The organism is Acetobacter oryzoeni (genome assembly GCF_004014775.2).
GTDB lineage: Bacteria > Pseudomonadota > Alphaproteobacteria > Acetobacterales > Acetobacteraceae > Acetobacter > Acetobacter oryzoeni.
The window spans coordinates 711,115-736,846 of sequence record NZ_CP042808.1 but is presented as its reverse complement, the minus strand read 5'-3'; the positions used below and the strand labels follow the sequence as shown (position 1 = coordinate 736,846).

Genomic DNA, 25,732 nt, shown 5'->3' with positions numbered 1-25,732 from the left:
TGTGGCGGGAACAAGGGCGTGGGATGTCACGCTCTAGCGAGGCTGTGGGCCTGTTGCGCAGCCTGCGCCCCATGCTCCAGCCAGCTTTCACTTCCCATCTCAGCGAGACGTGATGCCGTGCGTGCAAATGCGTCTGCGCCATCTCCATCTGTAAACAGTTGGTCGGGCTGGGCATCAGCCGAGGCAAACAGCAGATTTCCGTTGTCGTACAAGGCATCTATAAGCGTGATGAAGCGCCGGGCCAGGTTGGCATCATCCTGCCCCATGCTTGGAATGTTATCGACAATCACCACCGGAAAGCGCTTGGCCAGCGCCAGATAATCGTTCGGCCCACGCGGCTTGCCACACAAAGAGTTGAAATCAAACCGGCACACCGGGCCCGCTGCCTGATCCACCTCAAACACCCGACCGCTGAACTTCAGGTCCACCGGGCCTGCCTTTTCATCCCCTGCATAGCGGGCAAAAATTCTGTCCAGCCTGCTTTTGGCCTGAGAATCCGCAGGTACAAGCCATGTTTCACGGTCCTGCTCCCGCCCTCGGCGGTAATCACGCGGCGAATCCAGCTCAATCGTATCCAGTTCACGCTGGATAACGGCAATAAACGGTTTAAACGCATCTGCGCCGGGGCGGTTCTGGAACAACTGCGAAGGTTCTGTGTTGGAGGTGGCCACAATCACCACCCCATTGGCAAACAGGGCCTCAAACAGCCGGCCCAAAATCATGGCATCGGCAATGTCGTTCACCTGAAACTCATCAAAGCACAGAAGCTGCGCCTTGCTGGCAATGGTTTTGGCCAGCGGCGGAATGGGGTCTGCCATATTGGGGTTGGCGGCTTTAAGATCATGCAGATCACGGTGCACATCCTGCATGAAGCGCAAAAAATGGATGCGCTCCTTTTTCTGCACGGGCGCGCAGGCGTAGAACAGATCCATCACCATGGTTTTGCCGCGCCCCACACGGCCCACAATATACAGCCCACGCGGGCGCGCCGGGCGCGTGGCAGATGTATCTGCCTGCGGGCGCAACCTGCGGGCCAACCCGGCCAGCAAGCCTTTGGCCTTGCTTTCCACCCCCTGTGCGGGTTTTGGTGCAGCCAAAGCTGGCATGGTTGCCAGTTCCTGCCACAAGGTGTTCAGCCGCGTTATTACACGCAGCTGGTCTGGATCACTCTTGAGTTCCCCCGCTGCAATGCGCTGCTGGTAAACTGCCAATGGCCCCAGCCGTGTTGCGGCTGATGCCCCGTTCATGTCTGTCTGTGTCATAATCCTGCCCGATAACGGCTCCACCGCACATTCCGCAAGCGTACAAGCCTCTCCTAACCGTGTCGTGACAAAAAGCGCCACATCTGATGCAGTTGTGATCGGTTTAGACCACATAATTCAGAGAGGCGATCATGACAGACTGGACTGCTTACCGTGCAAACATGGCACAGAATGTCAAAACGCTGGCGTCCCTAACACCCAATACTCTTAAAGGGCTGCAAACGCTGGAAACACCCCTGCCAGAAAAAAAGCATCTGGATGACAAAACGCGTGAACTGATTGCGCTGGCCGTAGCCGTTACCACTCGGTGCGATGGGTGCATTGCCGTGCATTCTGCCGCCGCCAAAAAAGCCGGTGCCAGTAAGGAAGAAATTGCCGAAGCCCTTGGCGTGGCCGTGGCGCTAAATGCCGGGGCAGCACTTGTTTATTCCAGCCGCGTGATGGAAGCGTTTGAAGATACGCCAGAATAAGCCCTCTTACTTATTCAGCAGGGGCCAGTGGCAGAACAGGCATACCGTGGCCACCGGGCTTTAACACCCACGGGCGTTGCCCGCGCCATGCACGATCTGTTCTGACCACATTGCCACTTTTATGCAGAAATACCGCTTCTGCCCCGTTTTCCCACGCTGAAAACCGATCCAGCCTTATCGGCACATTCAGGCAGGAAGCGCGTAAGGGGGCAGTGCTGATAACCACATCCGCCCCCGTGCAGATACCGGCAGGCAATGGCTCTCGCCCGTCCGAGGCATCCTGCCGGCGCACCACCACATCCTGCCCGCGCAGCAGAGCCACGCAGGTATCTGGCGTATCTTCTGCCCCGCATGTTAGCGCGCCATCAGGTGTTTCTCCCTCCGGCGGAAACATCTCTACGGGTTGGGCAAAATATTGCCCCCATGCCTGCATAATGGGCCGCACCGCACGAGATTGGCCAATAACATAAACCTTGCCTGAATCCCGCACCCCCACCAGCCCACCATCTGGGCTGATAACCACATCTGGCTGCACCACAAGCCATGGGCTTGCCATGCCCAACACCAACCCGGCGCAGCCACCCCAGCGCCAGCGCTGCCGCCATAAACATATCCAGCACAAGCCCAGCATAACGGCCAGCAGCCCCCACCCCGACATGTGCGGCACAGCCACGCGCGCTGCAGGCCAGTGCGCCACCATATGCGCCAGCCATACAACGGGGCGGATACCTGCGCCCATCAGCCACAAAAACGGGGTATCCATATGCAGGGGCATCAAGCCCACGGCTAGCAGGCCAAACGGCATAATCCACACAGCCATCAGCGGCACGGCCACCATGTTGGCTACCACAAAAAACGGCTGAATAACGCCAAAATGCGCCATGGCCACCGGCAAGGTGGCACAGCCTGCCAGCACACTTGTTAATGCCAAAACAGCACCATGCCATGCCAGCCAGTGCCCAAACCCCGTTGTGCTGGCGCGCCAGCGCGTAAGTTTTGGCTGCAACACCTCATACCCGGCCACCAGCGCCATAACCGCCGCCATGGACATCTGAAACGCCACACCCATCACCACCTGCGGCATACACAGCACCAGCACACAGGCCGCCACCGCCAAACCGCGCATGGAAACAACACGCCGCCCTGCCGCAATGCCCAACACGGCCACTGCGGCCATTAACAGGCTGCGTTGGGCGGGCAGATGTGCCCCCGTAAGCAGCACATAAACCAGCCCTACACCCCAAGCGCATAAAGCGGCCAAGGCCTTACAAGGCCAGCGCAAGGCTGTGTATTCTGTTGTAGCCAAAAGCAGGCGACCTGCTGCCATAACAAGGCCCATCACAATACCCAGATGCAGCCCCGCAACAGCCAGAAGATGCGCCAAGCCAGAGGCTGCAAAATCTTCCCGCACCTGTTTTTCTACAGTTTCGGAAGCCCCAACCAGCACGGTGGCCACCACGCCACCCTCCGGGCCGGGTAAAACGGCGTGGATGCGCGCATTCATGCGTTCGCGCAGGCTTTCAAACCACAGCTGCAGCTTATGGCTCTGCCCCGTTTGCACCGTTGCAACAAGCTGCACATGCCCCAAGGCCCGGCCACTTCCCGCCTGATTGGCAAACCATGCCTCAAACTGCCTGTCTCGCGCACCGGGAAGTGCTGGAAATGGTGGTGGCTGCAAAAGAGCCTTTACGCGCAGATGATCGCCCACATGTAACGCAACAGAATCCGTGGGTTGGAGATATACAGAAAGCACGCGCCGTAAGGGCGGCATGCCATCATTTAACGCATTGTAAAAAACGGCCTGAGCCAGATCTACTCTGCGCTCAAACGGTGCATCCGTACCATCTGCTGGTGACAACAGGGCTATAGCCTGCACTGTGCCGGATATTTCTGTAGCAAAGCGGGGCAAATCGGGCATGGGCGTATGCCTGTGCGTGCCACCCCAAGCTGCGGCAAACCCAAGGGCCACAGTTATGCACCCGCCCCAGAGCAGACGCCCCCAAAGCGAATAACGCATACGCCACGCCGCAATGCTGGCCAGCACAGCCACACCGTACGGCAGCACAAAACCCTCCAGCAGGCTGGGTTCTGTACGCAACAGGCCAAAATACAGCACCGCACCCAGCGCCAAGCCCACCGGTGCCCACAGCACCAGCCGCCTTTGTTCCTGAACAAGTAAAGAATGCAGATGTAACATCAGGCGTGGCATATGGCTCCTTGCGCTTGCGCATGGTATGGAACCACCCCATGACCACCATCCGTACACGCTTCGCTCCGAGTCCTACAGGCCTGCTGCATATTGGCAACGCCCGCGCAGCCCTGTTCAATTTCCTCTTTGCCCGTCATCACGGCGGCGAGTTCCTCCTGCGTATTGAGGATACCGACCGTGAGCGTTCCACCCAACAGGCTGTAGACGTTATTTTTGACGGTCTGGCCTGGATGGGGATTGAACCGGATGAAGAACCCGTTTTCCAGTCCTCTCGCGAGGATCGGCACCGGGAAGTGGCCCTTGAGCTGCTGGAAAAGGGCCTGGCCTATAAATGCTACTGCACGCCTGAAGAGCTGCACCAAATGCGTGAGGACGCCAAGGCCAAAGGCCTGCCCCCGCGCTATAACGGCATGTGGCGGGACCGTGACCCATCCGAAGCCCCGGCTGGCGCACCTTTTGCCGTGCGTATTAAAGCCCCGCGTGAAGGGGAAGCCACAATTAATGACCTCGTGCAGGGTGAAGTGCGCGTTGCCAATGCCGAACTGGATGACATGATCATCCTGCGGTCCGATGGCACCCCCACCTATCAGCACGCCGTTGTGGTGGATGACCACGATATGGCCATTACCCACGTGATCCGTGGCGATGACCATCTGACCAACACCTTCCGCCAAGCCATGATCTACCGCGCCATGGGGTGGGATCTGCCACGCTTTGGGCATCTGCCGCTTATTCATGGCCCCGATGGCGCAAAGCTTTCCAAACGCCACGGCGCGCAATCTGTGGTGGAATTCCGTGAAATGGGCTACCTGCCCGAAGCCCTGTGCAACTACCTGCTGCGTCTGGGCTGGGGCCACGGGGATGCGGAAATCCTCTCGCGTGAAGAGCAGATCAAGCTGTTTGATATTGATGGCGTTGGCCGCTCTCCTTCCCGCATGGATTACGCCAAGCTGCTGCACATCAACGCCGTATGGCTGCGGCAGGCGGATGATGAACGCCTGACCAATGATGTAATGGAACGCTTTAAAAAGATGGACGGCGTAAGCGTGGATGAAACCACCCGCGCCCGCGTGGCCGCCCTGATGCCGGGGCTGAAGGAACGCGCACGCACGCTGGTGGAACTGGCAGAAAGTGCGGCTTTCCTTGGCCGTCAGGTGCCGCTGACGTTTAATGACAAAGCACAAAAGCTGCTGACGCCAGAAGCCCGCACCATGCTGGGTGAACTGGCGCGTGATCTGGCCGCTGTGCCGGACTTTACGCCAGAAGCCATTGATACCACCCTGCGCAACTTTGCTGAAAAGCATGAGTTGAAGCTGGGCAAGGTGGCCCAGCCTGTGCGCGCTGCCGTAACAGGCTCCAACACCTCCCCCGGCATTGATGCCACCCTGCAAGCACTGGGCAAGGATGAAACCCTCGCCCGTTTGGGAGCCGTTCTGCATGGCTAGCTTTCCCGGCCGCCACACCCGGCATCTGCTCGGGCTGGAAGGCATGACGCCCGACCAGATCGAGCCTTTGCTGGATCTGGCCGAAAGCTATGCCCTGCTCAACCGCTCCCGCAAGGTGCCGCGTGATGTGCTGCGGGGGCGCACCCTTATCAACCTGTTCTTTGAGGACAGCACGCGCACCCGCACCTCTTTTGAGCTGGCGGGCAAGCGTTTGGGGGCGGACGTTATCAATATGTCCGTTGCCCAGTCTTCAGTGAACAAGGGTGAAACCCTGCTGGACACAGCCGCAACGCTCAACGCCATGCGGACAGACCTGCTGGTGGTGCGTCATTCTCAATCCGGCGCACCGGCCCTACTGGCGCAAAAGGTGGAAGCCAGCGTGGTCAACGCTGGTGATGGCATGCATGAGCACCCCACACAGGCCCTGCTGGATGCGCTGACCATTCGCCGCCACTTAGGCACATTGGGTGGGCTGAAAGTGGCCATTTGCGGGGATGTTTCACATTCCCGCGTGGCGCGCTCCAACATCTTCCTGCTGACAGGCATGGGCAGCACGGTGCGGCTTGTTGGCCCGCCAACGCTGGTGCCCGGCGCCATGAAGCAGCGCGGGGTGGAAATCTTCCACAATATGGAAGAAGGCTTACGGGACGTGGATGTGGTGATGATGCTGCGTTTGCAGCGTGAGCGCATGTCCTCCGGCCTTATCCCCAGCGCGCGTGAATATTTCCGCTTTTTCGGGCTGGATCAGCGCCGGTTGCAGTTGGCCCGCAAAAATGCGCTGGTCATGCACCCCGGCCCCATGAACCGTGGGGTGGAAATAGACAGTCTTGTCGCTGATTCCAGCCAGAGCGTCATTCAGGAACAGGTTGAAATGGGCGTTGCCGTACGCATGGCCGTTCTGGACCGCCTTACCCGCAGCAGGCCCGCCGCATGAATACCCTTTTATTTGAAAACGTCCGCCTGATAGATCCCGCATCCGGGCTGGACCAACCCGGCCGCCTGCTGGTGCGCGATGGTGTGATTGCCGGCACGGATAAAGCCGGTGCCGAAGGTACACCGGAAGAAGCCACCGTTATTGATGGCAAAAATGCCGTGCTGTGCCCCGGCCTTGTGGACATGCGCGTAGAAATTGGTGAACCGGGATACGAATACCGTGAAACCGTTTCCTCCGCCGCGCGGGCTGCTTCTGCCGGGGGCATTACCACCCTTGCTGTGCTGCCCACCTGCAAACCGGCCATAGATAACCCGGCCCTTGTGCGCATGCTCCGCACCCGTGGGGAAGAAACCGGGGCCATTACCATTCTGCCCTATGGTGCCCTTACCAAAGGGTGCGAAGGCAAGGAACTGGCAGAAATTGGCCTGCTGCACGAAGCCGGTGCCGTAGCCTTTACAGATGGCGCACGTGCGCTAGACCCCGCACGCCTGATGCGGCTGGCCCTTTCCTACGCCAGCGGCTTTGGGGCCATGATTGTGCAGCACCCTGAAGAACCCTCGCTGGCAGGCTCAGGCTGCGCCACGGCTGGGGCTTTGGCCACACGCCTAGGCCTGCCCGGCATTCCGTCCGCAGCAGAAGCCATCATGATTGCGCGGGATATTCGTCTAGCTGAACTTACGGGCGGGCGCCTGCATTTTGCCCATGTTTCCACCGGTGAAGGCGTGGCCCTTATCCGCCAAGCCAAGGAATGCGGGCTGAACGTAACCTGCGATACCGCGCCGCCGTATTTTGATCTGAACGAAAACACGATTGGTGATTTCCGCACCTACGCCAAGTTCTCTCCCCCATTGCGGAGCGAGGATGATCGGCTGGCCATTTGCGCCGCGCTGGCTGATGGCACCATAGACGCCATTGGCTCGGACCACCTCCCGCGTGATGCGGATGACAAGCGCCTGCCCTTTGCGCAGGCCGCAACCGGTGGCACAGGCTTGGTAACGCTTCTGGGTGTTACGCTGGCACGTGTGCATGATGGCACGCTCACGCTGCCTCAGGCACTTTCCCTACTCACCCATCGCCCTGCGCAGTTGCTTGGTGCAGAATGCGGCACGCTGGCTGTAGGTGCTGCGGCTGATCTGTGCCTGTTCGACCCCGAACAGAGCTGGCTGGTGGAAGCCGGCAAACTGCCGGGCCGTGCACAAAACACACCTTTTGATGGCCGCCCGTTGGAAGGCCGTGTGCTGGGCACATGGAAAGCAGGCCGCCGGGTGTATGAGGCAGGGCAGGCATAATGGAATCCCTGCCTCCCTATGCCTTAAAGCTTGTCGCGGCCATGGCGTTCATGGGGTACACGCTGGGCAGCGTGCCTTTTGGCCTGCTCCTCACCAATCTGGCTGGTGCGGGAGATTTGCGCAAAATTGGTTCGGGCAATATCGGGGCCACCAATGTGCTGCGCACAGGCCGTAAGGATCTGGCCGCCGCAACGCTGCTGCTGGATGCAGCCAAGGGCTTTCTGGCGGTTGCCATTGCCTGGATTATGACGCCGCCTGATTTTTCAGACCGCACCGTAACCGTGGCCGCTCTGGCCGCTGTGGTGGGGCATTGCTACCCAATATTTCTGGGGTTTAAGGGCGGTAAAGGTGTTGCAACCGGGCTGGGCGCCATGCTGGCTCTTTCTCCACTTACCGGGCTGGCTGGCTGCGCCACGTGGCTGGGTGTGGCCAAGCTCACGCGCATTTCCTCTGCCGGGGCTTTGGCGGCCTTCATCATCATGCCGGTGGTGTTGCTGGCGCTTTATGGCTTTTCCTTTCAGGCTTCCCCCAAGCCTTTGGCTGCGGTGCTTATCAGCGTGTTGGTGATTGCGCGGCATCATGAAAACATTGTCCGCATTTTCAGCGGAAAAGAGCCGCGGATTGGCGAAAAAAAGCCGTGATCTGCAATTTGGCTGCCTGATTACCCAAGCATGACATCCCTGCCCGCCTGCCTTCGTCTGGCACGTACCGAACAGGTTGGCCCCCGCACATGGCGGAAACTGGTAGATAAATACGGCTCTGCCGCAGAAGCGCTGGAAGCCCTGCCTTATCTGCCTGTGCGCGGGCGTAACCAACCGGTTATACCGCCCATGGATGTGGTGATGCGCGAAATAGACGCCACCTTGCAGATGGGTGGCTGTTTCCTCACACTTTTTGATGCAGATTACCCTGCTTTTTTACGCCAGATTCCAGATGCGCCACCTGTGCTGAGTGTTCTGGGCGATGTTTCATGCCTCAGCCGTGCGGGGGTTAGCATTGTGGGCGCACGCAATGCATCGGCACAAGGTATGCGGCTGGCAGAAAGCCTTGCTACAGAACTGGTTGAATCTGGGCTAAGCGTTATTTCCGGCTTGGCGCGCGGTATTGATAAAGCTGCCCACAAAGGTGCGCTGCATCGGCAAGGCTGCACCATTGCCGCCATTGCAGGCGGCCTGGATTGCCCCTACCCGCCAGAAAATGCCAACCTTCAGGCAGAAATTGCCCAAAAAGGTGCAGTGGTAACAGAAGCCCCATTGGGCACGGTCCCTTTGGCCCGCCATTTTCCACGTCGCAACCGGCTTATTGCAGGCTTGGGCCTTGGCTGTGTGGTGGTGGAAGCTGCACCCCATTCTGGCACACTTATTACTGCGCGCATGGTGGTGGATTACGGGCGGGAATTATTTGCCGTTCCCGGATCACCTCTAGACCCGCGCTGCCGGGGCAGTAACAATCTTTTGCGTAACGGCGCTATTCTTACAGAAAGTGTGGCAGATATTTTGCCGCATCTGCCACCAGTCATCCCTCAAGCGGCTGACTTTATAGTTTCCACCTCCAGCGTTTCTGCACCACGCCAGAAAAAACCTGCATCCCCGGCTCAAACCGGTCTTCCTTTTGTTTCAGACCCTCCTGAGCCTACATTTTTTGCTTCTCCCCAAAATGTGGATGAAAAAGAGCCAATTCCCCTAAAACCGCATTTTTCAGCGGCTTCCACCGCGCAAGATGTGCGTGAAAACCTGCTTTCGCTCCTCTCCTTTACGCCCATAGCGGTTGACGATCTGATTAGGCGCTGCCAGTTCTCGGCTTCTGCCGTGCTTGTCGCGCTCACGGAACTTGAGCTTTCGGGCTGCGTCTCCACTTATTCTGGGGGCATGGTCGGTCTGGCGGATAATCAGGCAGAAACGGCAGGGTAAGTGCTGCTTGCAGGCAGGTCGGAGAGAGTATGACTGACGTTGTTGTGGTCGAATCGCCCGCAAAGGCAAAAACGATCAACAAATATCTGGGTGATGGCTACATGGTGCTGGCCTCCTTCGGGCATGTGCGCGATCTGCCACCCAAGGATGGCTCCGTGCTGCCAGATGAAGACTTTGCCATGAAGTGGCAGTCTGATGAGCGGGGCATGAAGCAGGTTGCCGCCATTGCCAAAGCACTTAAAGGGGCCCACCGACTGTATCTGGCCACTGACCCGGACCGTGAGGGTGAAGCCATTTCATGGCATGTGCGCGCCATGCTGGAAGAACGCAAAGCCCTGAAAGGGGTGGATGTTCAGCGCGTTACGTTTAACGAAATTACCAAATCCGCCATCCGCTACGCCATGGAGCACCCGCGGGATCTGGATTTCCCGCTGATTGAGGCCTATCTGGCCCGCCGGGCGCTGGATTATCTGGTGGGCTTTACGCTTTCCCCCGTATTGTGGCGCAAGCTGCCGGGGTCTCGCAGTGCGGGACGTGTGCAATCTGTGGCACTGCGCCTGATCTGTGAGCGCGAAGCCGAGATTGAGGTTTTTAAACCGCGGGAATACTGGAGCGTTATTGCATCGCTGCTCACCCCCGCAGGTGCCGCCTTTACCGCACGGCTGACACATCTGAACGGCAAAAAGCTGGATCAGTTTGATCTGCACAATGCGGAACTGGCCGAGGCCGCCAAAAAAGCGGTGGAAGCAGAAAACCTTGCTGTAAAATCTATCGAACGCCGCAAGGTTCGCCGTAACCCGCAACCGCCGTTCACGACCTCCACCTTGCAGCAGGAAGCCTCCCGCAAGTTGGGCATGAGCGCGCAAACCACCATGCGCACCGCCCAGCAGCTTTATGAAGGGATGGATCTGGGCGGTGAAACCGTAGGTTTGATCACCTATATGCGAACCGATGGCGTAACGATGGCGCAGGAAGCCATTAACGCTATCCGCCAGCATATCGGCCAGAAAATTGGCACCGAATACGTGCCTGCCAAGCCGCGTATCTATACCTCCAAGGTCAAGAACGCGCAGGAAGCGCATGAAGCCGTGCGCCCGACCGATGTATCCCGCACGCCCGAATCCGTTGCCCGGTTCCTGAACAATGACCAGCGCCGGTTGTACGAACTGGTGTGGAAGCGTGCTGTTGCCAGCCAGATGGAATCCGCATCGCTGGATCAGGTAGCGGTAGATATTGCAGGCCCCTCCGGCCAGACCGTGCTGCGTGCCAATGGCTCCATCATCACGTTTGAGGGCTTTCTCAAGCTCTACCGTGAAGGGCGCGATGATACGGAAAAAGCAGCGGATGATGATGCCCGCATGCTGCCCAGCATGCAGGAAAAAGACCCGCTCAAGCGCGAAAAGGTGGATGCCGAGCAGCACTTCACCCAGCCACCACCGCGTTATTCCGAAGCATCGCTGGTGAAAAAAATGGAAGAGCTGGGCATTGGTCGCCCGTCCACCTACGCTTCCATTCTGACCGTGTTGCAGGACCGCAGCTATGTGCGCCTAGAAAACCGCCGCTTTATTCCCGAAGCACGCGGGCGGCTGGTTACGGCCTTCCTTGTCTCGTTCTTTGAGCGGTATGTGGATACGGGCTTTACCGCCAGCCTTGAAGAACTGCTGGATGATATTTCCGGTGGCCGCGCGCAGTGGAAGCAGGTTCTGGCCGCGTTCTGGAATGATTTTTCCAAAGCCGTTTCCGGCACCAAGGAACTCACCATTACCGATGTGCTCAATGCGCTCGATAAAGACTTGGGGCCATTCTTCTTCCCCGAACGGGCGGATGGATCAGACCCACGGGTTTGCCCCTCCTGCGGCACAGGCCGTCTTGGGCTGAAGCTGGGCCGTTATGGCGCGTTTATTGGCTGCTCCAATTATCCGGAATGCCAATACACCCGCCGCTTAACGGCTGATAGCGCAGAAGAAGGTGATGATGCCGCCCTTAAGGATGGCATGCGCCTTTTGGGCCAGAACCCGGAAACAGGTGAGGATATTACCGTGCGCCAAGGCCCGTGGGGCCTGTATGTGCAGCAAGGTGAACCCAACCCGGAAGACAAAAAAGCCAAGCCCAAACGTGCCTCCCTACCCAAAAACATCAATGGGGAAAGCATTACGCTGGATCAGGCCCTTGGCCTGCTCTCCCTGCCGCGCCTTGTTGGTATTCACCCCGAAACGGGTGAGCCCATTCAGGCCGGGCTTGGGCGCTTTGGTCCGTTTGTAAAAATGGGTGCGGTGTATGGTTCGCTGGACAAGGACGATGATGTTCTGACCATCGGCCTGAACCGCGCTGTGGATGCGCTGGCTAAAAAGCTGGCTTCCATCCGCAATCTGGGCGTGCACCCCAAGGATGGCGAACCGGTTATGGTGCGCAAGGGCCGTTTTGGCCCGTATGTGCAGCATGGTCAGATAGTGGCCACCCTGCCGCGCGGCACGGATATGGATGCCGTAACGCTGGATGAGGCCGTGGCCTTGTTGGCAGATAAGGGCAAGCCCCTAAAAGCCAAGGCTGGCGCCAAAAAGAAAGCCACCACCACCAAAACGGCGGCCAAAAAGAAAACCGCAACCAAAAGCACAGCCAAGGCTGATGCAGAAGGTGCGGAAAAAGCGGCACCCAAGAAAAAGGCGCCCGCTAAAAAGAAGGCCACCACCACAACACGCAAGAAAAAAGCCGAGACCGAGTAATTCATCATGTCGGCAAGCCCGTACGCTTCTGCCCTGCCATCTGTGCAGGAGCTACGGGCTTTTCTTGAAAGCCGCGCCGGAGCTGCCACCGGGCTCACGGATATTCTGCGCAACTTCCAGCTTCCCATGCGGCAAAAGGCCGCCATACGCACCCTGCTGCACGATATGGCTGTTGCGGGGGATTTGCTTGATCTTGCACCCGGCACTCTCAAGGCTTCCATCGGCTTGCCGGATGTGGCCCGTATGCGGGTTTCCTATATTCGGGATGATGGCAACGCGGCTGGCTTTTTGGCCGATGATGCACTCTCTCGCCCCGTTATATTGCTGATAAAGCCACCGGATATGCCGTATCTCTTTCCCGGCGATATCGTGCTTGTGCGCCTGCGCCCGGCAACGGGCACCCAAAAGCGCGAGGCCCGCGGCCTGCGGCTGCTCACCCGGCTTGATAACAACCTGCCTGTTACCCCCACCAGCGCACCAGAACATCTGCTGCTGCCATGTGATGCCCGGTTAAACCTGCCGCTTACGCCAAAAGAAAACGCAAGCTCTCTTCCGCTCACGCCAGAGCAAATTGGGCTTGCAACGCCTCATGCCCTGCCCGATGGCACCTATGCTGGACGTGTGCATAACGTTTTGGGAAACGCTGATGATGCAGGCATGCCCTCACGCCTGAGCTTGCTGATCCATCATCCACCCACTGCATTTTCAGAACAGGCCGAGGCCGAAGCCCGGCAGATTGCACAGCACAATGCCGCTTTACAGGGCACACCAGCACCTTCTGGCCGCACAGATTTACGGCACCTGCCGCTTATCACCATTGATGATGCCTCAGCGCATGATTTTGATGATGCACTCTGGGCCGAACAAACGGCCGATGGCTTTCATCTTATCGTAGCCATTGCCGATGTAGCACATTGGGTAAAGCCCGGCTCCGCGCTGGATGAGGAAGCGCGAGAACGGGGCAATTCCATCTATCTGCCTGACAAAGTGGTGCCCATGCTGCCACTGGCACTTTCTGCGCAGGCGTGTTCCCTTCTACCGGGGCAAGATCGGCTTTGTGTGTTTGTAGATATGCACATCACCCCGCAAGGGCATGTGGTTTCTGCCCAAATCAGCCGCGGGATCATGCAAAGCGCGGCCCGCCTGACATATGAGGCCGTGCAGCACGTATTTGATGCACCAGCACATCCGCCCACCTTGCCGCCCGAACATCCTGCCGCCCAGTTGCCGCCTGCCCTGCTTCCTACGCTGCGCAAGGTAGGGGCTATAATTCGGCAAGCCGCCACGCAGCGCGGTGTGATGGAGCGGGAAGAAACGGGTTGGAACGTACAGTTTGATACCACCGGGCAACCCTGTGCCTTTGTGCCGCGTAACACTCAGGAAGCACATTATATGGTGGCGGCGTGCATGATTCTGGCTAATCAGATCGCGGCGGAAAAATTGCAAGCGCAGGCATTGCCAGCACTATTCCGCACCCATGCGCAGCCCAGCCCAGATAGCCCACGCCCCATGGCACGCTATAGCACCCTTGCTGCACGCCATTATGGCCTACGGCTGGAGCACTACACACATTTTACCAGCCCCATCCGCCGCTATGCCGATCTGCTGGCACACCGTGCCTTAACCGCTGCAAACGTCTCCTCTGCGCAGTCCAACACATATGGCTGCGCGCCCGATGTGGCTTTGGCATCACACCTGAACTTTACAGAACGCCGGGCAGCTACCATCATGCAGGATAGTCTGAATCGGCTGGCCGCCCTCTTTCTTGCCCCGTTTGTTGGCCAGAGAATGTCCGTCCATGTCATGACAGCAACACGGCATGGCTTGCGGGTGAGATTGACGAAAACCGGAACTCCGTCTTTCCTTGCATGGTCAGCTTTTCCGGATCGCACAGGGATGAATGACGACTCGCAGCACACCCATGCCTCGGCACATCACCCCCACGTGCAAAGTGGGGCTGTGCTTTCAGTTACCTTGGCGGGCACCTGCCCGGCACGGGGTACGCTGATGCTGACTGATGCCGTATATGAGCACTGAAAACGCCATCTGGTTTGTGCGTGGTCTGCCGCGTGCCTTGCCGGGCATGGTGCTGGCTGTGTTGCTTTTTTGCCAGCCTGCGCCACTACACGCCCAAAGCAAATCCGATACACCACCACCAGAAAGTGCTCCGGGGTCTGCCTCCACAACGCAGGCGGCTGCATCAGCATCATCTGTGGCTGAACAGCAACCTGCCTCTGCTGCTGCGGTGCCAGACAAGCCACCAGTGCCAGATATGCTGATGGTTAAATCCGTTATCAGCACCGCGCTGCAGTTTTTACAGCCGCGCACGCTAGAAGCGCATAGTTATCGGGATTTCACGCTTTGGGGGCTGGCCAGCCTTTCAGCGCTTGATCCTTCCCTGTCTTTCGATTCCCGCGGGGCCAATATCCAGCTGCTTTCAGGCCAGACCAGCCTGCTCTCCCGCCCGGCCCCCACAGATGGCTCGGCGGATGATTGGGCACAGATTGCCGTTGATTTTCTGGATACCGCCCGTGCGCATTCTCTTATTGTGCGCACAACCAGCCGCGAAGAGCTGGTGCAGGCCTTTTTTGATGAGCTGTTTAACCATCTGGACCCCTATTCCCGCTACATTGGCCCCAGTTCCGCCACATCAGACCGGGCCGCACGCGTAGGGGGAGAAGCAGATATTGGTGTCAGCCTTGGGCAAAGTGGCCGCTACCTTGTTATCTCCGCCATAAATGCCAACGGCCCGGCGTGGACAGCCGCCGTAGATACGGGGGATCGGCTGCTTTCCGTCAATAACCGTTTAACGGCAGGCAAAACGCCCGAAATGGTTATGGAATGGTTGCGGGGGGAAGAAGACACCCCCGTTGTGCTGCGCCTGCTCACACCCGGCCAGCGCCGCGCCCGCACCGTAACCCTGCGCCGTGCCAAAACACCGCCAGAAACTGTATTTGCCTTTGCCAGTGGCTCCATTGTGGTGCTGCGCGTGACGGCCTTTTCCTCCGACACTGCTGAGGAAATGAGCCAGTATCTGGATCAGGCCGTGCAGGATACGCACCTAAAAGGCCTGATTATAGATTTGCGCGGCAACCGTGGCGGTGTGCTGCAACAGGCCGTAACCGCCGCCGCCCTGCTGCTTGATAGAGGTGTGGCTGCCGTAACCAGCGGGCGAGATGCGCAGGCCAACCATATCTGGGCTGTACAGGGTGGAGATATGACAAACGGCCTGCCCATTGCCATTCTGGTGGATGGACGTACGGCAAGTGCCGCAGAAATTCTGGCCGCAGCCTTGGCGGACCATCGCCGCGCTGTGGTAATTGGCAGCGCCACATTGGGCAAAGGCTTGGTGCAAACCGTAGCCCAGTTGCCCGATGAAGGTGAGCTGTTTGTAACATGGAGCCGCGTGATAGCCCCATTGCGCTGGCCGTTGCAGGGCCTTGGCGTGATGCCACAGGTTTGCACCAGCCTTGGTGCCGCAGATGTAGAAAAAAACCTGCACGATCTGGCAGAGGGGCAAGTGGCCAATCAGGCTGCCATTACGGCATCTCGCAACGCGCGCTTTCCGATTCCCGTTTCACAGATCATGGCCATCCGCAAAACCTGCCCCGCCGCTCTGGGCACTGACCGGGATGTGAACGTGGCGCGTAACGTGCTGGAGAATCCGGAATGGTACAAAACCGCCATCAACGCCATCCCGGATGATGCCGTCACATCTCCCCAGATTTCCGCAGCCCCATAAGGCAGGATACATGACACCCCCACCCCGCCTTAAAACCGATATCATGGCCCGCGCCATACTCCGCCAAAGCGGGCAGGATGGCAGCTCCGCCATGCTGTTGCGCAAGGGAGACCCGGACGCAGGGGGAATTCTGGTCGTGTTGGCGGCGCGCAACGGTTCTGGCGTGGTTTTAAGCCAGACACGCACCCCAGAAGGAGCCCCCGCATGGCTGCGGGCCACAGGTAATACGCCCGTTGATGCGGAACAGATTCAGAAGTTTATAGAACGTCAGGTTAAGTTTGACCCCGATTTATGGGTTCTGGAAATTGAATCGGACAGCTTCAGCCCTTCGTTTGAAGCAATACTGCTCTGATACAATTTCCTTAATTGTGGCTTATCGCACACGCCTGCGGCATTTATTACACATAAATCCCGTCTGTTTGTGTCAACTGGCCGTTCTACCTGTTGCACAGCGGGCAACTTTACAGCAAAGAAGGCAAGCATGTGTGCCTTCGTACTATTAGATGCGATGCCGGACGTATCGCGCGACTACTGCCATAGCAGGGAGAAGACCATGAAGCCGCGCCAGAAATTGCTTGCGCAAACGCTGCTTTCTGCGCCGCTGGCCGCGGGGCTTCTGTTGTGTGCTGCCGTAACCGCAAAAGCCCAGCCTGTGCAGGGGCTTTATATTGCGGGTGAAGGTGGTGCTACCTTTAACCAGGATCAGCGCGTACGTACGTCCGCCCAGTTTCCTGATGGGCGAGACCGCTGGCGCACGGGCGCTGCGGGTATTGGCTCCATCGGTTGGGGTTTGGGCAACGGCTTCCGTGTGGAAGTTGAAGGCGATTACCGCAGCATGGGTTACCAGCGGTTTGTCACCAACACCTTCAACAGCCGTGCAGATGGCCGCCGCCAGACCTATGGCGTTATGGCCAACGCCCTGTTTGATCTGGATATCGGCAAGCCTTGGCTGTTCCCGTATTTTGGGGCCGGTATTGGCTATGGCTGGACAGCCATGCGCACATCCGTAACCGCACCGGGCAACCAGCTTGCAGAAAAAATGGGCGGCACGTTTGGCAACTTTGCCTATCAGGGCATTTTTGGCCTCGCCTTCCCCATTCCGTGGGTTGTAGGGCTTTCTGCCACAGCGGAATATCGGTTCTGGACCATGCTTGGCCCGCAGTCTCATGGCGCTACGTCATGGGGCACCATTGGCGGTACCATCAACAGCATCAACCAGACACACCCGTATCAGTTCTCCAGCGGGCACCACGATACCAAAACCGATTTCAACCACACCCTCATGCTGGGGCTGCGGTATGAATTCAATCCAGCCCCGCCGCCACCGCCACCAGCACCTATTGTGGCAGCACCCGCCCCGGCAGCTGCCCGCAGTTATCTGGTGTTCTTTGATTGGGATAAATCCGACCTTACAGATCGGGCGCGTTCCATTGTTGGCGTAGCCGCACAGGCAGCCGCCCATGTGGCGCTAACCCGCATTACGGTTTCTGGCTATACGGATAACTCCTCCGCCCACCCCGGCCAGAAAGCGGGTGAAGAATACAATATGCGGCTTTCCCTCCGCCGTGCAGAAGTGGTGAAAGCCGAACTGATGCGTGATGGCGTACCGGGCACCACCATTGATATTCACGGATATGGTGAAACACATCCGCTGGTCACAACGGGCCCCAACACCAAGGAAGCCCAGAACCGGCGCGTGGAAATTATTTTCCGCTAAAAATCGGCTTCAGCTTTACAGCTTCAAAAAAGCCCGTTGGCCACATGGCCGAACGGGCTTTTTTGTGGCCAACGGGCAAACCTGATGGCTGAAAACCGGCCTTACAGACCGGTAAACAGAGGGGTGGACAGGTAACGTTCAGCAAAGGAAGGCGCAATGGCTACAATGGTCTTGCCCTTGTATTCATCCTGCCCGGCCAGTTGTAATGCGGCATGCAAGGATGCGCCGGAAGAAATACCTACCGGAATACCATCCAGACGGGCGCAACGGCGCGCTGCGGCAATGGCCTCACGCTCAGAAACGGTGATGACACCATCCAGCAGCTTTGTATTCAGCGTGGCAGGGCAAAAACCGGGGCCAATACCCTGAATACCGTGGGGGCCGGGTTCATCACCATTCAGAATCGCACTTTCCGCCGGTTCCACACCAAAAACCTGTAGAGTATTGCGGCGGGGCTTTAGGGCCTCTGCAATGCCCGTGGCCGTGCCGCCTGTGCCAACACCGGCCACAACCACATCCACCTTGCCATCCGTATCTACCCAGATTTCTTCTGCCGTGGTGGCGGCATGCACTGCGGGGTTTGCCGGATTATCAAACTGATCTGGCATCCATGCATCCGGGGTTTCGTTCAGAATCTCATTCGCACGGGCAATGGCACCGGCCATGCCCAAACGTGCGGGGGTGAGTTCCACCTGCGCGTCCATCAGGCGCAGCATACGGCGCCGTTCAATAGAGGCCCCTTCTGGCATGGTCACAATCAACCGATAGCCCCGTGCAGCCGCTACAAATGCCAGAGAGATACCCGTATTGCCCGATGTAGGTTCTACCAACAGGGTGCGGCCCGGTGTAATCAGGCCCTTGCGTTCAGCATCCAGCACCATGGCGGTGCCGATCCGGTCTTTGACAGACCCAAGCGGGTTAAAAAATTCCAGCTTCAGCAGCACGCGGGCTTTCAGCTCATCTTCCTGTGTCAGCCGTGGCAACGCAACAAGCGGCGTGCCCCCCACCAGATTAAGGACAGACTCGTAAACCCGCCCTCTGGGTGCGGCAAAGCCGTAATCCGCTTTTTCCTGCGTTGATGCTGGCATTAGAAACTCTCCCATGTCTGTTTTACAATTCTAAGCACCATATAATACGAATTTATAGCGTAGATAAACCATATCTGTGCTGCTATACTGAACATAAGATCTGGAAATAAAACATGATCAACCATACCCCAACCAGGACAGGGACTGTTTTGCATGATCCTCCGTCGTGATAGAGCCATGACCGCCGTTCTTATTATGCTGGATGTTGCGTTTTACGCCGGGCGTTCCGGCACGGTAAGTGCTGCTGATATTGCAGAACGCTCCGAACTGGCGCGGCGTGGCATAGAACCACTGCTTCAGGCTCTTTCCCGTTCTGGTTTGCTGGAAAGCATTCGTGGCCCCCGTGGGGGTTATCGGCTTGGCCGCCCCCGGCGCGATATTTCCTTGGTGGATATTATTGAAGCTGTGTTGAACACAGATGCTGATGCCAATGATGGCCCACAGGGTGCGTTGTTCCAGAAAGTTCTGGCCCCGTGTTGGGATAAGTTTGATCAGAAACTGATTACGCAGATGAACAAGACCACGCTGGATGATCTGGTAAAACAGGCAGAATCCGCTGGCCTGAAACGCCCGCTGGCCGAGCCCATTACGTTTTCCATTTAAGTTCTATTCGGCCCAACGCGCTACCGGGTTTTGCCCGGAGCGTCACGGCATAAAAAAAACGGTGCTCCATTTCTGGGGCACCGTTTTTTATGTCATCACCCAAAAGTTGGGTCGCAGGGCAGATTAGCGCTTACGCGTAACAGCCTTGCGCACCACTGCTTTCTTTTTAGGAGCTTCCACAGCAGGTGCTTCTACAGCCGGGTGCGGAATAACCACGCCAGTTGCATCTACCTGAGCGGTTACTGTCAGGCGTGTGCGCTGCTGGCCGGGGCCGGGAATAAGGATAACCGTAAACGTATCCTGCCCAGCATAACCCAGTGTGGGGGTGTAGGTTACGTGCGTATCGCTATCCAGCGTGTACAGGAACGCCTTGCCGTGTTCTGGCGCAGGAGAAACCCCAAAGGATGCATACGGCTTGCCACCGGGCTGATCTACCAGCACTTCGCACAGACCATCATCAGACCGCACGGTCATGGTGGTGGAAAGGGAGCCGTCAGCCTCTTTCTTGATAGGCGTTGTGCTGCACACGGCAGACTTTTTAAGATACCCAAAGGGATTGGGGGACCCGATATGAATAGGGCCGCCCGTTGTTGCACAGCCGGCAAGCATCCCACCAGTTAGCGCCAAACCGGCAATTCCTCGTAAGCGCACTCGACAGCTCCGCTTCTGTTGTATCAATTAAAACTTGCAATCTCTTGTGCACGCTTCAGAGGTGAATGGAAAGAGGCCCAAATCGGGCATCTGCCCCCTACCCACAAAGCGTGATTCGCATTTGCCTTTAAAACATCCCGCAGCAGGAAGGAAGAGGCATACAGCACAGCTGGGCAGCTTGTCGCATATCAACTTTCACACAAATGCGCGAAAACATCTTTTAACCGCAAATATTCTGTTAAACAGAGCCGCCTATTTTCCCAACTTTTACGCCAAAATAACATGCTGGCTTACCCGCAACTGCCAAAGCAGGCAGACGGTATGAAAAAATACCGGTTTCTTTCTTGCGTGAATGCGGTATTCCCTTCCCAGCATCTGTCGGAGGTACTATGTCCTTTTCCCGTTTCCTTGCCGCGGGGGTTCTTGCCGCGGGCGTTCTGCACAGCTCGGCTTCCTTTGCCGCCAGCGAATGTGGCCACTCCCCTGCGCACGAAGCCTTTAACGTGCAGGGCCTTAAAAGCGAATTGATGGTAACTGCGCTGTCTTGCAATGCGCAGGATCGGTACAACTCATTCGTGGCCAAGTTCCGCACCACCCTTCTGCGGGAAGAAGAACGCCTGAACGGCTACTTCCGCACCACCTATGGCCGCCGTGCCCAGCAGGAGCATGATGATTACATCACGCAGCTGGCCAATGTGCAGTCTGAACGTGGCCTGCAGTCCGGCACCATTTTCTGCCAGCAGCGCCTTGCCATGTTTGATGAAGTGAACGCACTGGAAAGCGGGGAAGATCTTTCCAGCTATTCCGATGCAAAGGACGTCACGCAGCCTGCTTCTTTTGAAACCTGCGCAGCGCCTTCTGCTTCCCGCTCCACAACACATACCACTACGCGCCGCCGTACCACACGCCGCGCCTAAAAAGCCTTCTGGTAAGGGGGCTTTGGCAAGGAAGCTGTTAAAAGCTTGCCGCCCCCTCACCACTACGCTTGACGAATCAGCGCCAACGCGGGACAGATTTCCCGCATGAGCGATCTGTTTTCCAATACCCCACCAGCCCGCAAATCCTCCACCGGCAAAACCCACGATGCCAAGCCGGGCACGCCGGCAGGCGCTGCACAGGCCTATGATGCCAGCGCCATTGAGGTTCTGGAGGGTCTGGAACCCGTACGCCGCCGCCCCGGCATGTATATTGGCGGCACAGATGAAAGTGCCCTGCACCATCTGGCGGCGGAAATTCTTGATAACGCCATGGATGAAGCCGTGGCAGGCCATGCCAACACCATTGATGTGCGGCTGGATACGGAAAACCGCCTGACAATCCGTGATAACGGGCGCGGTATTCCGGTGGACCCGCACCCGCGCTTTCCCGATCGTTCTGCGCTGGAAGTTATTCTGACCACCCTGCATGCGGGCGGTAAGTTTTCTGGCAAGGCATATGCCACATCCGGCGGCTTGCACGGGGTTGGCTCTTCTGTGGTGAATGCGCTTTCCACCCGTATGGAAGTGGAAATTGCGCGTGATCGCACCGTGTGGAAACAGGTGTATGAACGCGGCAAACCCGTAACCAAGCTGGAAAAAGTGGGCGCAGCCCCCAACCGGCGCGGCACGCAGATCAGCTTTCAGCCAGACCCGGAAATTTTTGGCACGCATGTGTTTGTGCCTTCCCGCCTTTATCGGCTTTGCCGTTCCAAGGCGTTTCTGTTCCGTGGCGTCACCATCCGTTGGTCCTGCGATCCGGCGCTGATTAAAGCGGGGGATGAAACCCCGGCAGAAGCCACCCTGCACTTCCCCGGTGGGTTGGCAGACAGCCTGACGGACGAGCTTGGCCCTAAGGCTCCGCTGCTCACCCCTCTGTGGGCCGGAGAAGCCCCTCTGCCGCCCGCAGCAGACGGCACAGATAACGGCAAGGTGGAATGGGCCGTAGCGTTTTTAGAAAACGGCCCGGCCTCTCTGGTATCTTACTGTAACACCATCCCCACCCCGCAGGGCGGCACGCATGAAACCGGATTCCGCAACGCGCTGGTAAAAGGCCTGCGCGCTTGGGGAGACCAACGCTCCATCAAAAAAGCCTCCGCCATTACGGCGGAAGATGTGCTGGGCATGAGTGCCGGGCGGCTGTCCGTATTTATTCGTGATCCGCAGTTTCAGGGCCAGACCAAGGAAAAACTCACCTCATCTGGTGCCAGCAAGCTGGTGGAAACGGCTCTGCGTGACAGGTTTGACCACTGGCTGGCACAAAACCCGCCACAGGCAGATACACTGCTGGGCTTTGCCATAGAACGTGCGGAAGAACGCCTGCGCCGTAAGGAGCAGAAGGAAACACCGCGCAAAAGTGCGACACGCCGCCTGCGCCTGCCCGGCAAGCTAACGGATTGCACCAAGGAGTTTGCCCCGGATACAGAAATCTTTCTGGTGGAGGGCGACTCGGCAGGTGGTTCGGCCAAACAGGCCCGTAACCGAGAAACACAGGCCGTTTTGCCCCTGCGCGGGAAGATTCTTAACGTTGCCAGCGCCACCGCAGAAAAATTACGTAACAATCAGGAACTGCGTGATCTGATTGAAGCGCTGGGCTGCGGATCTGGCGATAGATTCGATCTTTCCAAGCTGCGCTACGGCCGCGTGATTATCATGACTGACGCAGACGTAGACGGCGCGCACATTGCCTCGCTACTCATGACATTCTTTTATCGTGAGTTGCCGGAGCTTATCCGTAACGGCCACCTGTATCTGGCCCAGCCCCCGCTGTACCGCCTGACACAAGGCGCAAAATCGGTTTACGCCATGGATGATGCAGACCGTGACCGCAAAATGAAAACCGAGTTCAAGGCGCGCGGCAAAATTGATGTCTCCCGCTTTAAAGGGCTGGGGGAAATGCCGCCGGGGGATCTGAAAGAAACAACAATGGACCCCAAGCGCCGCACCCTGCTGCGCGTGGTCACCCCGCAGGAAGACAGGCTTTCAACACGCCAGCGGGTAGAAAGCCTGATGGGCCGCAAGCCAGAGCTGCGCTTTGCCTTCATTCAGGAACATGCACGCACAGTGGATGACCTGCTGGATGTCTAACCCGCTCTCCAACGCGGCAGATGGGCAACCCATCATAGGGCTTGTGCATCTGCCACTATATGGGTGTGCATGACAGCAGCCCCCTCTTCTGCCGCTGCTGCCCTGCCCCTTCGCGCACGCCTGCTAGCGCTGTCTCAACTTCTGGTCAGCATGGTGTGCATTCAGTTTGGCTCTTCCATTGCCAAATCCATCTTTCCGGTATTTGGCACATCTGGGGTGGTTGGCCTGCGCGTTTGTCTGGCGGCATTTATGCTGGTGCCGCTTTTTAGAAGCTGGAGGTTTCTGTCAGGCCCTGTTTTGCGGCTGGTGCTGCCTTATGGCTTGGCCATGACAGGCATGAACGCCTTTTTTTATCTGGCGCTCCAGCATATACCGCTGGGTACTACGGTTACATTGGAGTTCATTGGCCCGCTTGTTGTAGCTTTTGTGGGCTCTCGCAAACTTTCTGATATTGGCTGGATTCTGCTTACCATATTGGGGCTGGCACTGGTGCTTAACCCTTCAGCCTCCACCAAAACCGATTTTGCAGGTGTGGGGTTTGCCCTGTTGGCCGCGCTCTGCTGGGCACTATATATTCTGTTTGGGCAGCGTGTGGCTGGCAAAGTACCGGGGGCACATGCCTGCGCACTGGGCATGGCGTGCGGTGCGTGCGTGGTGTTTTTGCCCTGCTTTGTGCCAGCCCTGATTATCGGCTTTTCAGCCCCCGCCATGTTGGGGCTGGGGGTATTGGTGGCGTTCTGTTCTTCCGCCCTGCCCTATTCTTTGGAAATGCTGGCCATGCAGAATCTGAACGCCCGCGATATCGGCATTCTCAGCAGTCTGGAACCCGTATGCGCCACGGTGGCTGGCGCGGTTATCCTGCACGAAACGCCATCTCCCCTTCAGCTCTGCGGTATTTTATGCGTAGTGGCGGCATCGGCCGGTATTATTCTCAGCCCCGGCACATCAAAACAAAAGGCAGCTCCAGCACGAGATGTGCCAGAACTGCCTAACTAGAAGAACCTACGCTTTTAACCCCTGTTAACGGGCCGCCACATGCAAAACGCTGTGGCCAGCAGCCGAAGCCACATTGGCCGCGCTGCCGTGAATAGCCTGCATAATCACGGGGTCAAACAACCGGGTAAAGCTGCCCGGGTGCACACCCATCCACAATGTAACAATGGCCAGCGGGGCCAGCACGGCAATTTCTGCGGCTGTCAGGTCTCGCAGCAGGCTGACCGTGCCTTTTACGCCCCCAAACAGCACCCGCCGATACAATGAGAGCATGTAAACCGCCCCCATAATCATGGTGCTGCCTGCCAGCAATGCCACCCAGAAGGATACATGCACAGCGCCCATAAGCACCAGCAACTCCCCAACAAAGGAGCCTGTGCCCGGCAGCCCCACATTGGCCATTGTGAACAGCATAGCCAACAAAGCCAACACTGGCATCTGGCGCGCAACGCCACCCAGCGCATCAATCTGCTGGGTTTCAGACCGCCACGCCACCGCTGCCACACAGAAGAACAGCGCGGCAATTACCACCCCATGCGAGAGCATCTGAAAGATTGCGCCATCAATGCCTTCCGCTGTCAGCGTAAACAGGCCCACGGCAATCATGCCCATGTGGGAAAAGGAGGAATACGCAATCACGCGTTTCATGTCTGTTTGGGCAAAGGCCACAAAGGCTGCATAAATAATGGCCACAACCCCAAGCGCCAGCACATAGGGCGCAAACAGCCGCACAGCATCGGGAAACATCAGCACCCCAAAGCGCAACAGCCCGTAAGCCCCGGTTTTGGAAAGCACGCCAGACAGCATGGCCGATGCCGGTGTTGGGGCCTCGGAATACGCATCGGGCAACCATGCGTGCAGCGGAAACAGCGGCAGTTTAACACCAAAGGCCAACAGAAAGGCCAGCAGCAACCACCCCTGCAAGGGCTGGGAGAAGCCCGCGTGCATTAAGGCCGGAATATCCGTAGTGCCCGTTTGCAGCCACATGGTGATAAGCCCCACCAACATGAACAGCGAGCCACCAAACGTAAACAGAAAGAACTGAAGCGAAGCCCAAACGCGCTTTGGCCCACCCCAAACGCCTATCATCAGGCTACCGGGAATAAGCGTTGCTTCGTAAAACACGTAAAACAGCAGCATATCCTGTGCAGAAAACAGGCCAAACAAGGCTGTTTCCAGCGCCAGCATGGCGGCTACAAACTGCCGCCCCTGTGTGCACACACTGCGCCAGCCTGCCCCCAGCGCCAACGGGGTTAAAAACGCTGTAAGCAGAATGAACACCAGGCTAATGCCATCTACCCCCGTATGGTAGGAAATACCGTAATCCCCCATCCAGCGCAGGCGTGTTTCAAATTGCAGACCGGGCTGGGCGGGATCAAACTCCAGCCACATCAGCACGCTAAGGCCAAGGGTGATCAGGCTGCTCCACAGCCCAACCCACCGGGCTGTACTATCCTGCTGTTCTGGCCTGCCAGGAGCAAAAAATGCCACCAGCGCCGCAACAAGAGGAAGATAGGTTATGAGCGAAAGCAGGATGGGCTGCACGGCATCACCACCATTCAGGTTATATGAAGATGCTGCAAACCTGCTCTTTTTTGCGGGCTGATGCCAGCAGGTGGCCGTTCACGTTCAGC

At 57.8% G+C, this 25,732-nt stretch carries 20 protein-coding genes; 15 read left to right on the top strand and 5 right to left on the bottom strand.

The genetic code is table 11. The features are described 5' to 3' along the window. Positions 1–26: 26 nt before the first annotated feature. Complete coding sequence (gene zapE / locus EOV40_RS03570) at positions 27–1,376, bottom strand: cell division protein ZapE (RefSeq protein ID WP_128105065.1); 1,350 nt, start codon at positions 1,374–1,376, stop codon at positions 27–29. 17 nt (positions 1,377–1,393) lie between these two features. On the opposite strand from zapE, the gene EOV40_RS03565 reads away from it, so the two are divergent. After that, complete coding sequence (locus tag EOV40_RS03565; protein WP_050819467.1) at positions 1,394–1,732, top strand: carboxymuconolactone decarboxylase family protein; 339 nt, start codon at positions 1,394–1,396, stop codon at positions 1,730–1,732. A gap of 10 nt (positions 1,733–1,742) precedes the next feature. Here EOV40_RS03565 and EOV40_RS03560 read toward each other — a convergent pair whose 3' ends face one another. Then, on the bottom strand, positions 1,743–3,941 hold the full coding sequence (locus tag EOV40_RS03560) for a ComEC/Rec2 family competence protein (RefSeq protein ID WP_128105064.1): 2,199 nt from the start codon (positions 3,939–3,941) through the stop codon (positions 1,743–1,745). 38 nt (positions 3,942–3,979) lie between these two features. Here EOV40_RS03560 and gltX point away from each other — a divergent pair, with 38 nt between their 5' ends. The 10 genes from gltX to EOV40_RS03510 all read left to right on the top strand — a co-directional run bounded on the left by gltX (position 3,980) and on the right by EOV40_RS03510 (position 17,701). Continuing rightward, complete coding sequence (gene gltX / locus EOV40_RS03555) at positions 3,980–5,386, top strand: glutamate--tRNA ligase (RefSeq protein WP_050820368.1); 1,407 nt, start codon at positions 3,980–3,982, stop codon at positions 5,384–5,386. Next, positions 5,379–6,320: an aspartate carbamoyltransferase catalytic subunit gene (locus EOV40_RS03550; protein WP_128105063.1), complete on the top strand. Its 942-nt coding sequence runs from the start codon at positions 5,379–5,381 to the stop codon at positions 6,318–6,320. The genes gltX and EOV40_RS03550 overlap by 8 nt, the downstream gene beginning before the upstream one ends. Then, positions 6,317–7,609, top strand: coding sequence for a dihydroorotase (locus tag EOV40_RS03545; RefSeq protein WP_128105062.1), 1,293 nt, complete (start codon positions 6,317–6,319; stop codon positions 7,607–7,609). The genes EOV40_RS03550 and EOV40_RS03545 overlap by 4 nt, the downstream gene beginning before the upstream one ends. Next, on the top strand, positions 7,609–8,250 hold the full coding sequence (plsY, locus tag EOV40_RS03540; RefSeq protein WP_050819464.1) for a glycerol-3-phosphate 1-O-acyltransferase PlsY: 642 nt from the start codon (positions 7,609–7,611) through the stop codon (positions 8,248–8,250). The genes EOV40_RS03545 and plsY overlap by 1 nt, the downstream gene beginning before the upstream one ends. A gap of 30 nt (positions 8,251–8,280) precedes the next feature. Then, a complete protein-coding gene (dprA, locus tag EOV40_RS03535) occupies positions 8,281–9,519 on the top strand; it encodes a DNA-processing protein DprA (protein WP_128105061.1) in 1,239 nt (412 codons plus the stop codon). A 29-nt stretch (positions 9,520–9,548) separates the two neighbouring features. Then, positions 9,549–12,242 (top strand): type I DNA topoisomerase, encoded by a 2,694-nt coding sequence (gene topA, locus EOV40_RS03530; protein WP_128105060.1) that lies wholly within the window; start codon positions 9,549–9,551, stop codon positions 12,240–12,242. A 6-nt stretch (positions 12,243–12,248) separates the two neighbouring features. After that, a complete protein-coding gene (locus tag EOV40_RS03525) occupies positions 12,249–14,279 on the top strand; it encodes an RNB domain-containing ribonuclease (protein WP_128105059.1) in 2,031 nt (676 codons plus the stop codon). A 46-nt stretch (positions 14,280–14,325) separates the two neighbouring features. Continuing rightward, on the top strand, positions 14,326–15,984 hold the full coding sequence (locus EOV40_RS03520; RefSeq protein WP_196332633.1) for a S41 family peptidase: 1,659 nt from the start codon (positions 14,326–14,328) through the stop codon (positions 15,982–15,984). 10 nt (positions 15,985–15,994) lie between these two features. Further along, positions 15,995–16,336, top strand: a complete 342-nt coding sequence (locus EOV40_RS03515) for a DUF1491 family protein (protein ID WP_128105058.1) — start codon at positions 15,995–15,997, stop codon at positions 16,334–16,336. A 129-nt stretch (positions 16,337–16,465) separates the two neighbouring features. Then, a complete protein-coding gene (locus EOV40_RS03510) occupies positions 16,466–17,701 on the top strand; it encodes an OmpA family protein (RefSeq protein ID WP_196332536.1) in 1,236 nt (411 codons plus the stop codon). A 101-nt stretch (positions 17,702–17,802) separates the two neighbouring features. Here the strand turns inward: EOV40_RS03510 and cysK are convergent, their stop codons facing one another. Then, on the bottom strand, positions 17,803–18,804 hold the full coding sequence (gene cysK, locus EOV40_RS03505; protein WP_196332535.1) for a cysteine synthase A: 1,002 nt from the start codon (positions 18,802–18,804) through the stop codon (positions 17,803–17,805). Positions 18,805–18,942: 138 nt separating this feature from the next. Here cysK and EOV40_RS03500 point away from each other — a divergent pair, with 138 nt between their 5' ends. Next, complete coding sequence (locus tag EOV40_RS03500; protein ID WP_050819456.1) at positions 18,943–19,392, top strand: RrF2 family transcriptional regulator; 450 nt, start codon at positions 18,943–18,945, stop codon at positions 19,390–19,392. Between the two features lie 123 nt (positions 19,393–19,515). Here EOV40_RS03500 and EOV40_RS03495 read toward each other — a convergent pair whose 3' ends face one another. Further along, the gene (locus tag EOV40_RS03495) at positions 19,516–20,043 is read right to left on the bottom strand and encodes an Ig-like domain-containing protein (protein WP_128105057.1); all 528 of its coding nucleotides are present in this window, start codon (positions 20,041–20,043) and stop codon (positions 19,516–19,518) included. A gap of 389 nt (positions 20,044–20,432) precedes the next feature. Between EOV40_RS03495 and EOV40_RS03490 the strand changes: the two genes are divergently transcribed. The 3 genes from EOV40_RS03490 (at position 20,433) to EOV40_RS03480 (ending at position 24,101) form a co-directional block, all read left to right on the top strand. Beyond that, positions 20,433–20,960 carry a hypothetical protein gene (locus tag EOV40_RS03490; RefSeq protein ID WP_050819454.1) on the top strand — a complete coding sequence of 176 codons (528 nt, stop codon included), beginning with the start codon at positions 20,433–20,435 and terminating at the stop codon, positions 20,958–20,960. A gap of 105 nt (positions 20,961–21,065) precedes the next feature. After that, positions 21,066–23,105, top strand: coding sequence for a DNA topoisomerase IV subunit B (parE, locus tag EOV40_RS03485; RefSeq protein WP_128105056.1), 2,040 nt, complete (start codon positions 21,066–21,068; stop codon positions 23,103–23,105). Between the two features lie 69 nt (positions 23,106–23,174). Then, positions 23,175–24,101, top strand: coding sequence for an EamA family transporter (locus EOV40_RS03480; protein ID WP_128105055.1), 927 nt, complete (start codon positions 23,175–23,177; stop codon positions 24,099–24,101). A 24-nt stretch (positions 24,102–24,125) separates the two neighbouring features. Here the strand turns inward: EOV40_RS03480 and EOV40_RS03475 are convergent, their stop codons facing one another. Further along, positions 24,126–25,643 (bottom strand): complex I subunit 4 family protein, encoded by a 1,518-nt coding sequence (locus EOV40_RS03475; protein ID WP_128105054.1) that lies wholly within the window; start codon positions 25,641–25,643, stop codon positions 24,126–24,128. Positions 25,644–25,732 lie beyond the last annotated feature (89 nt).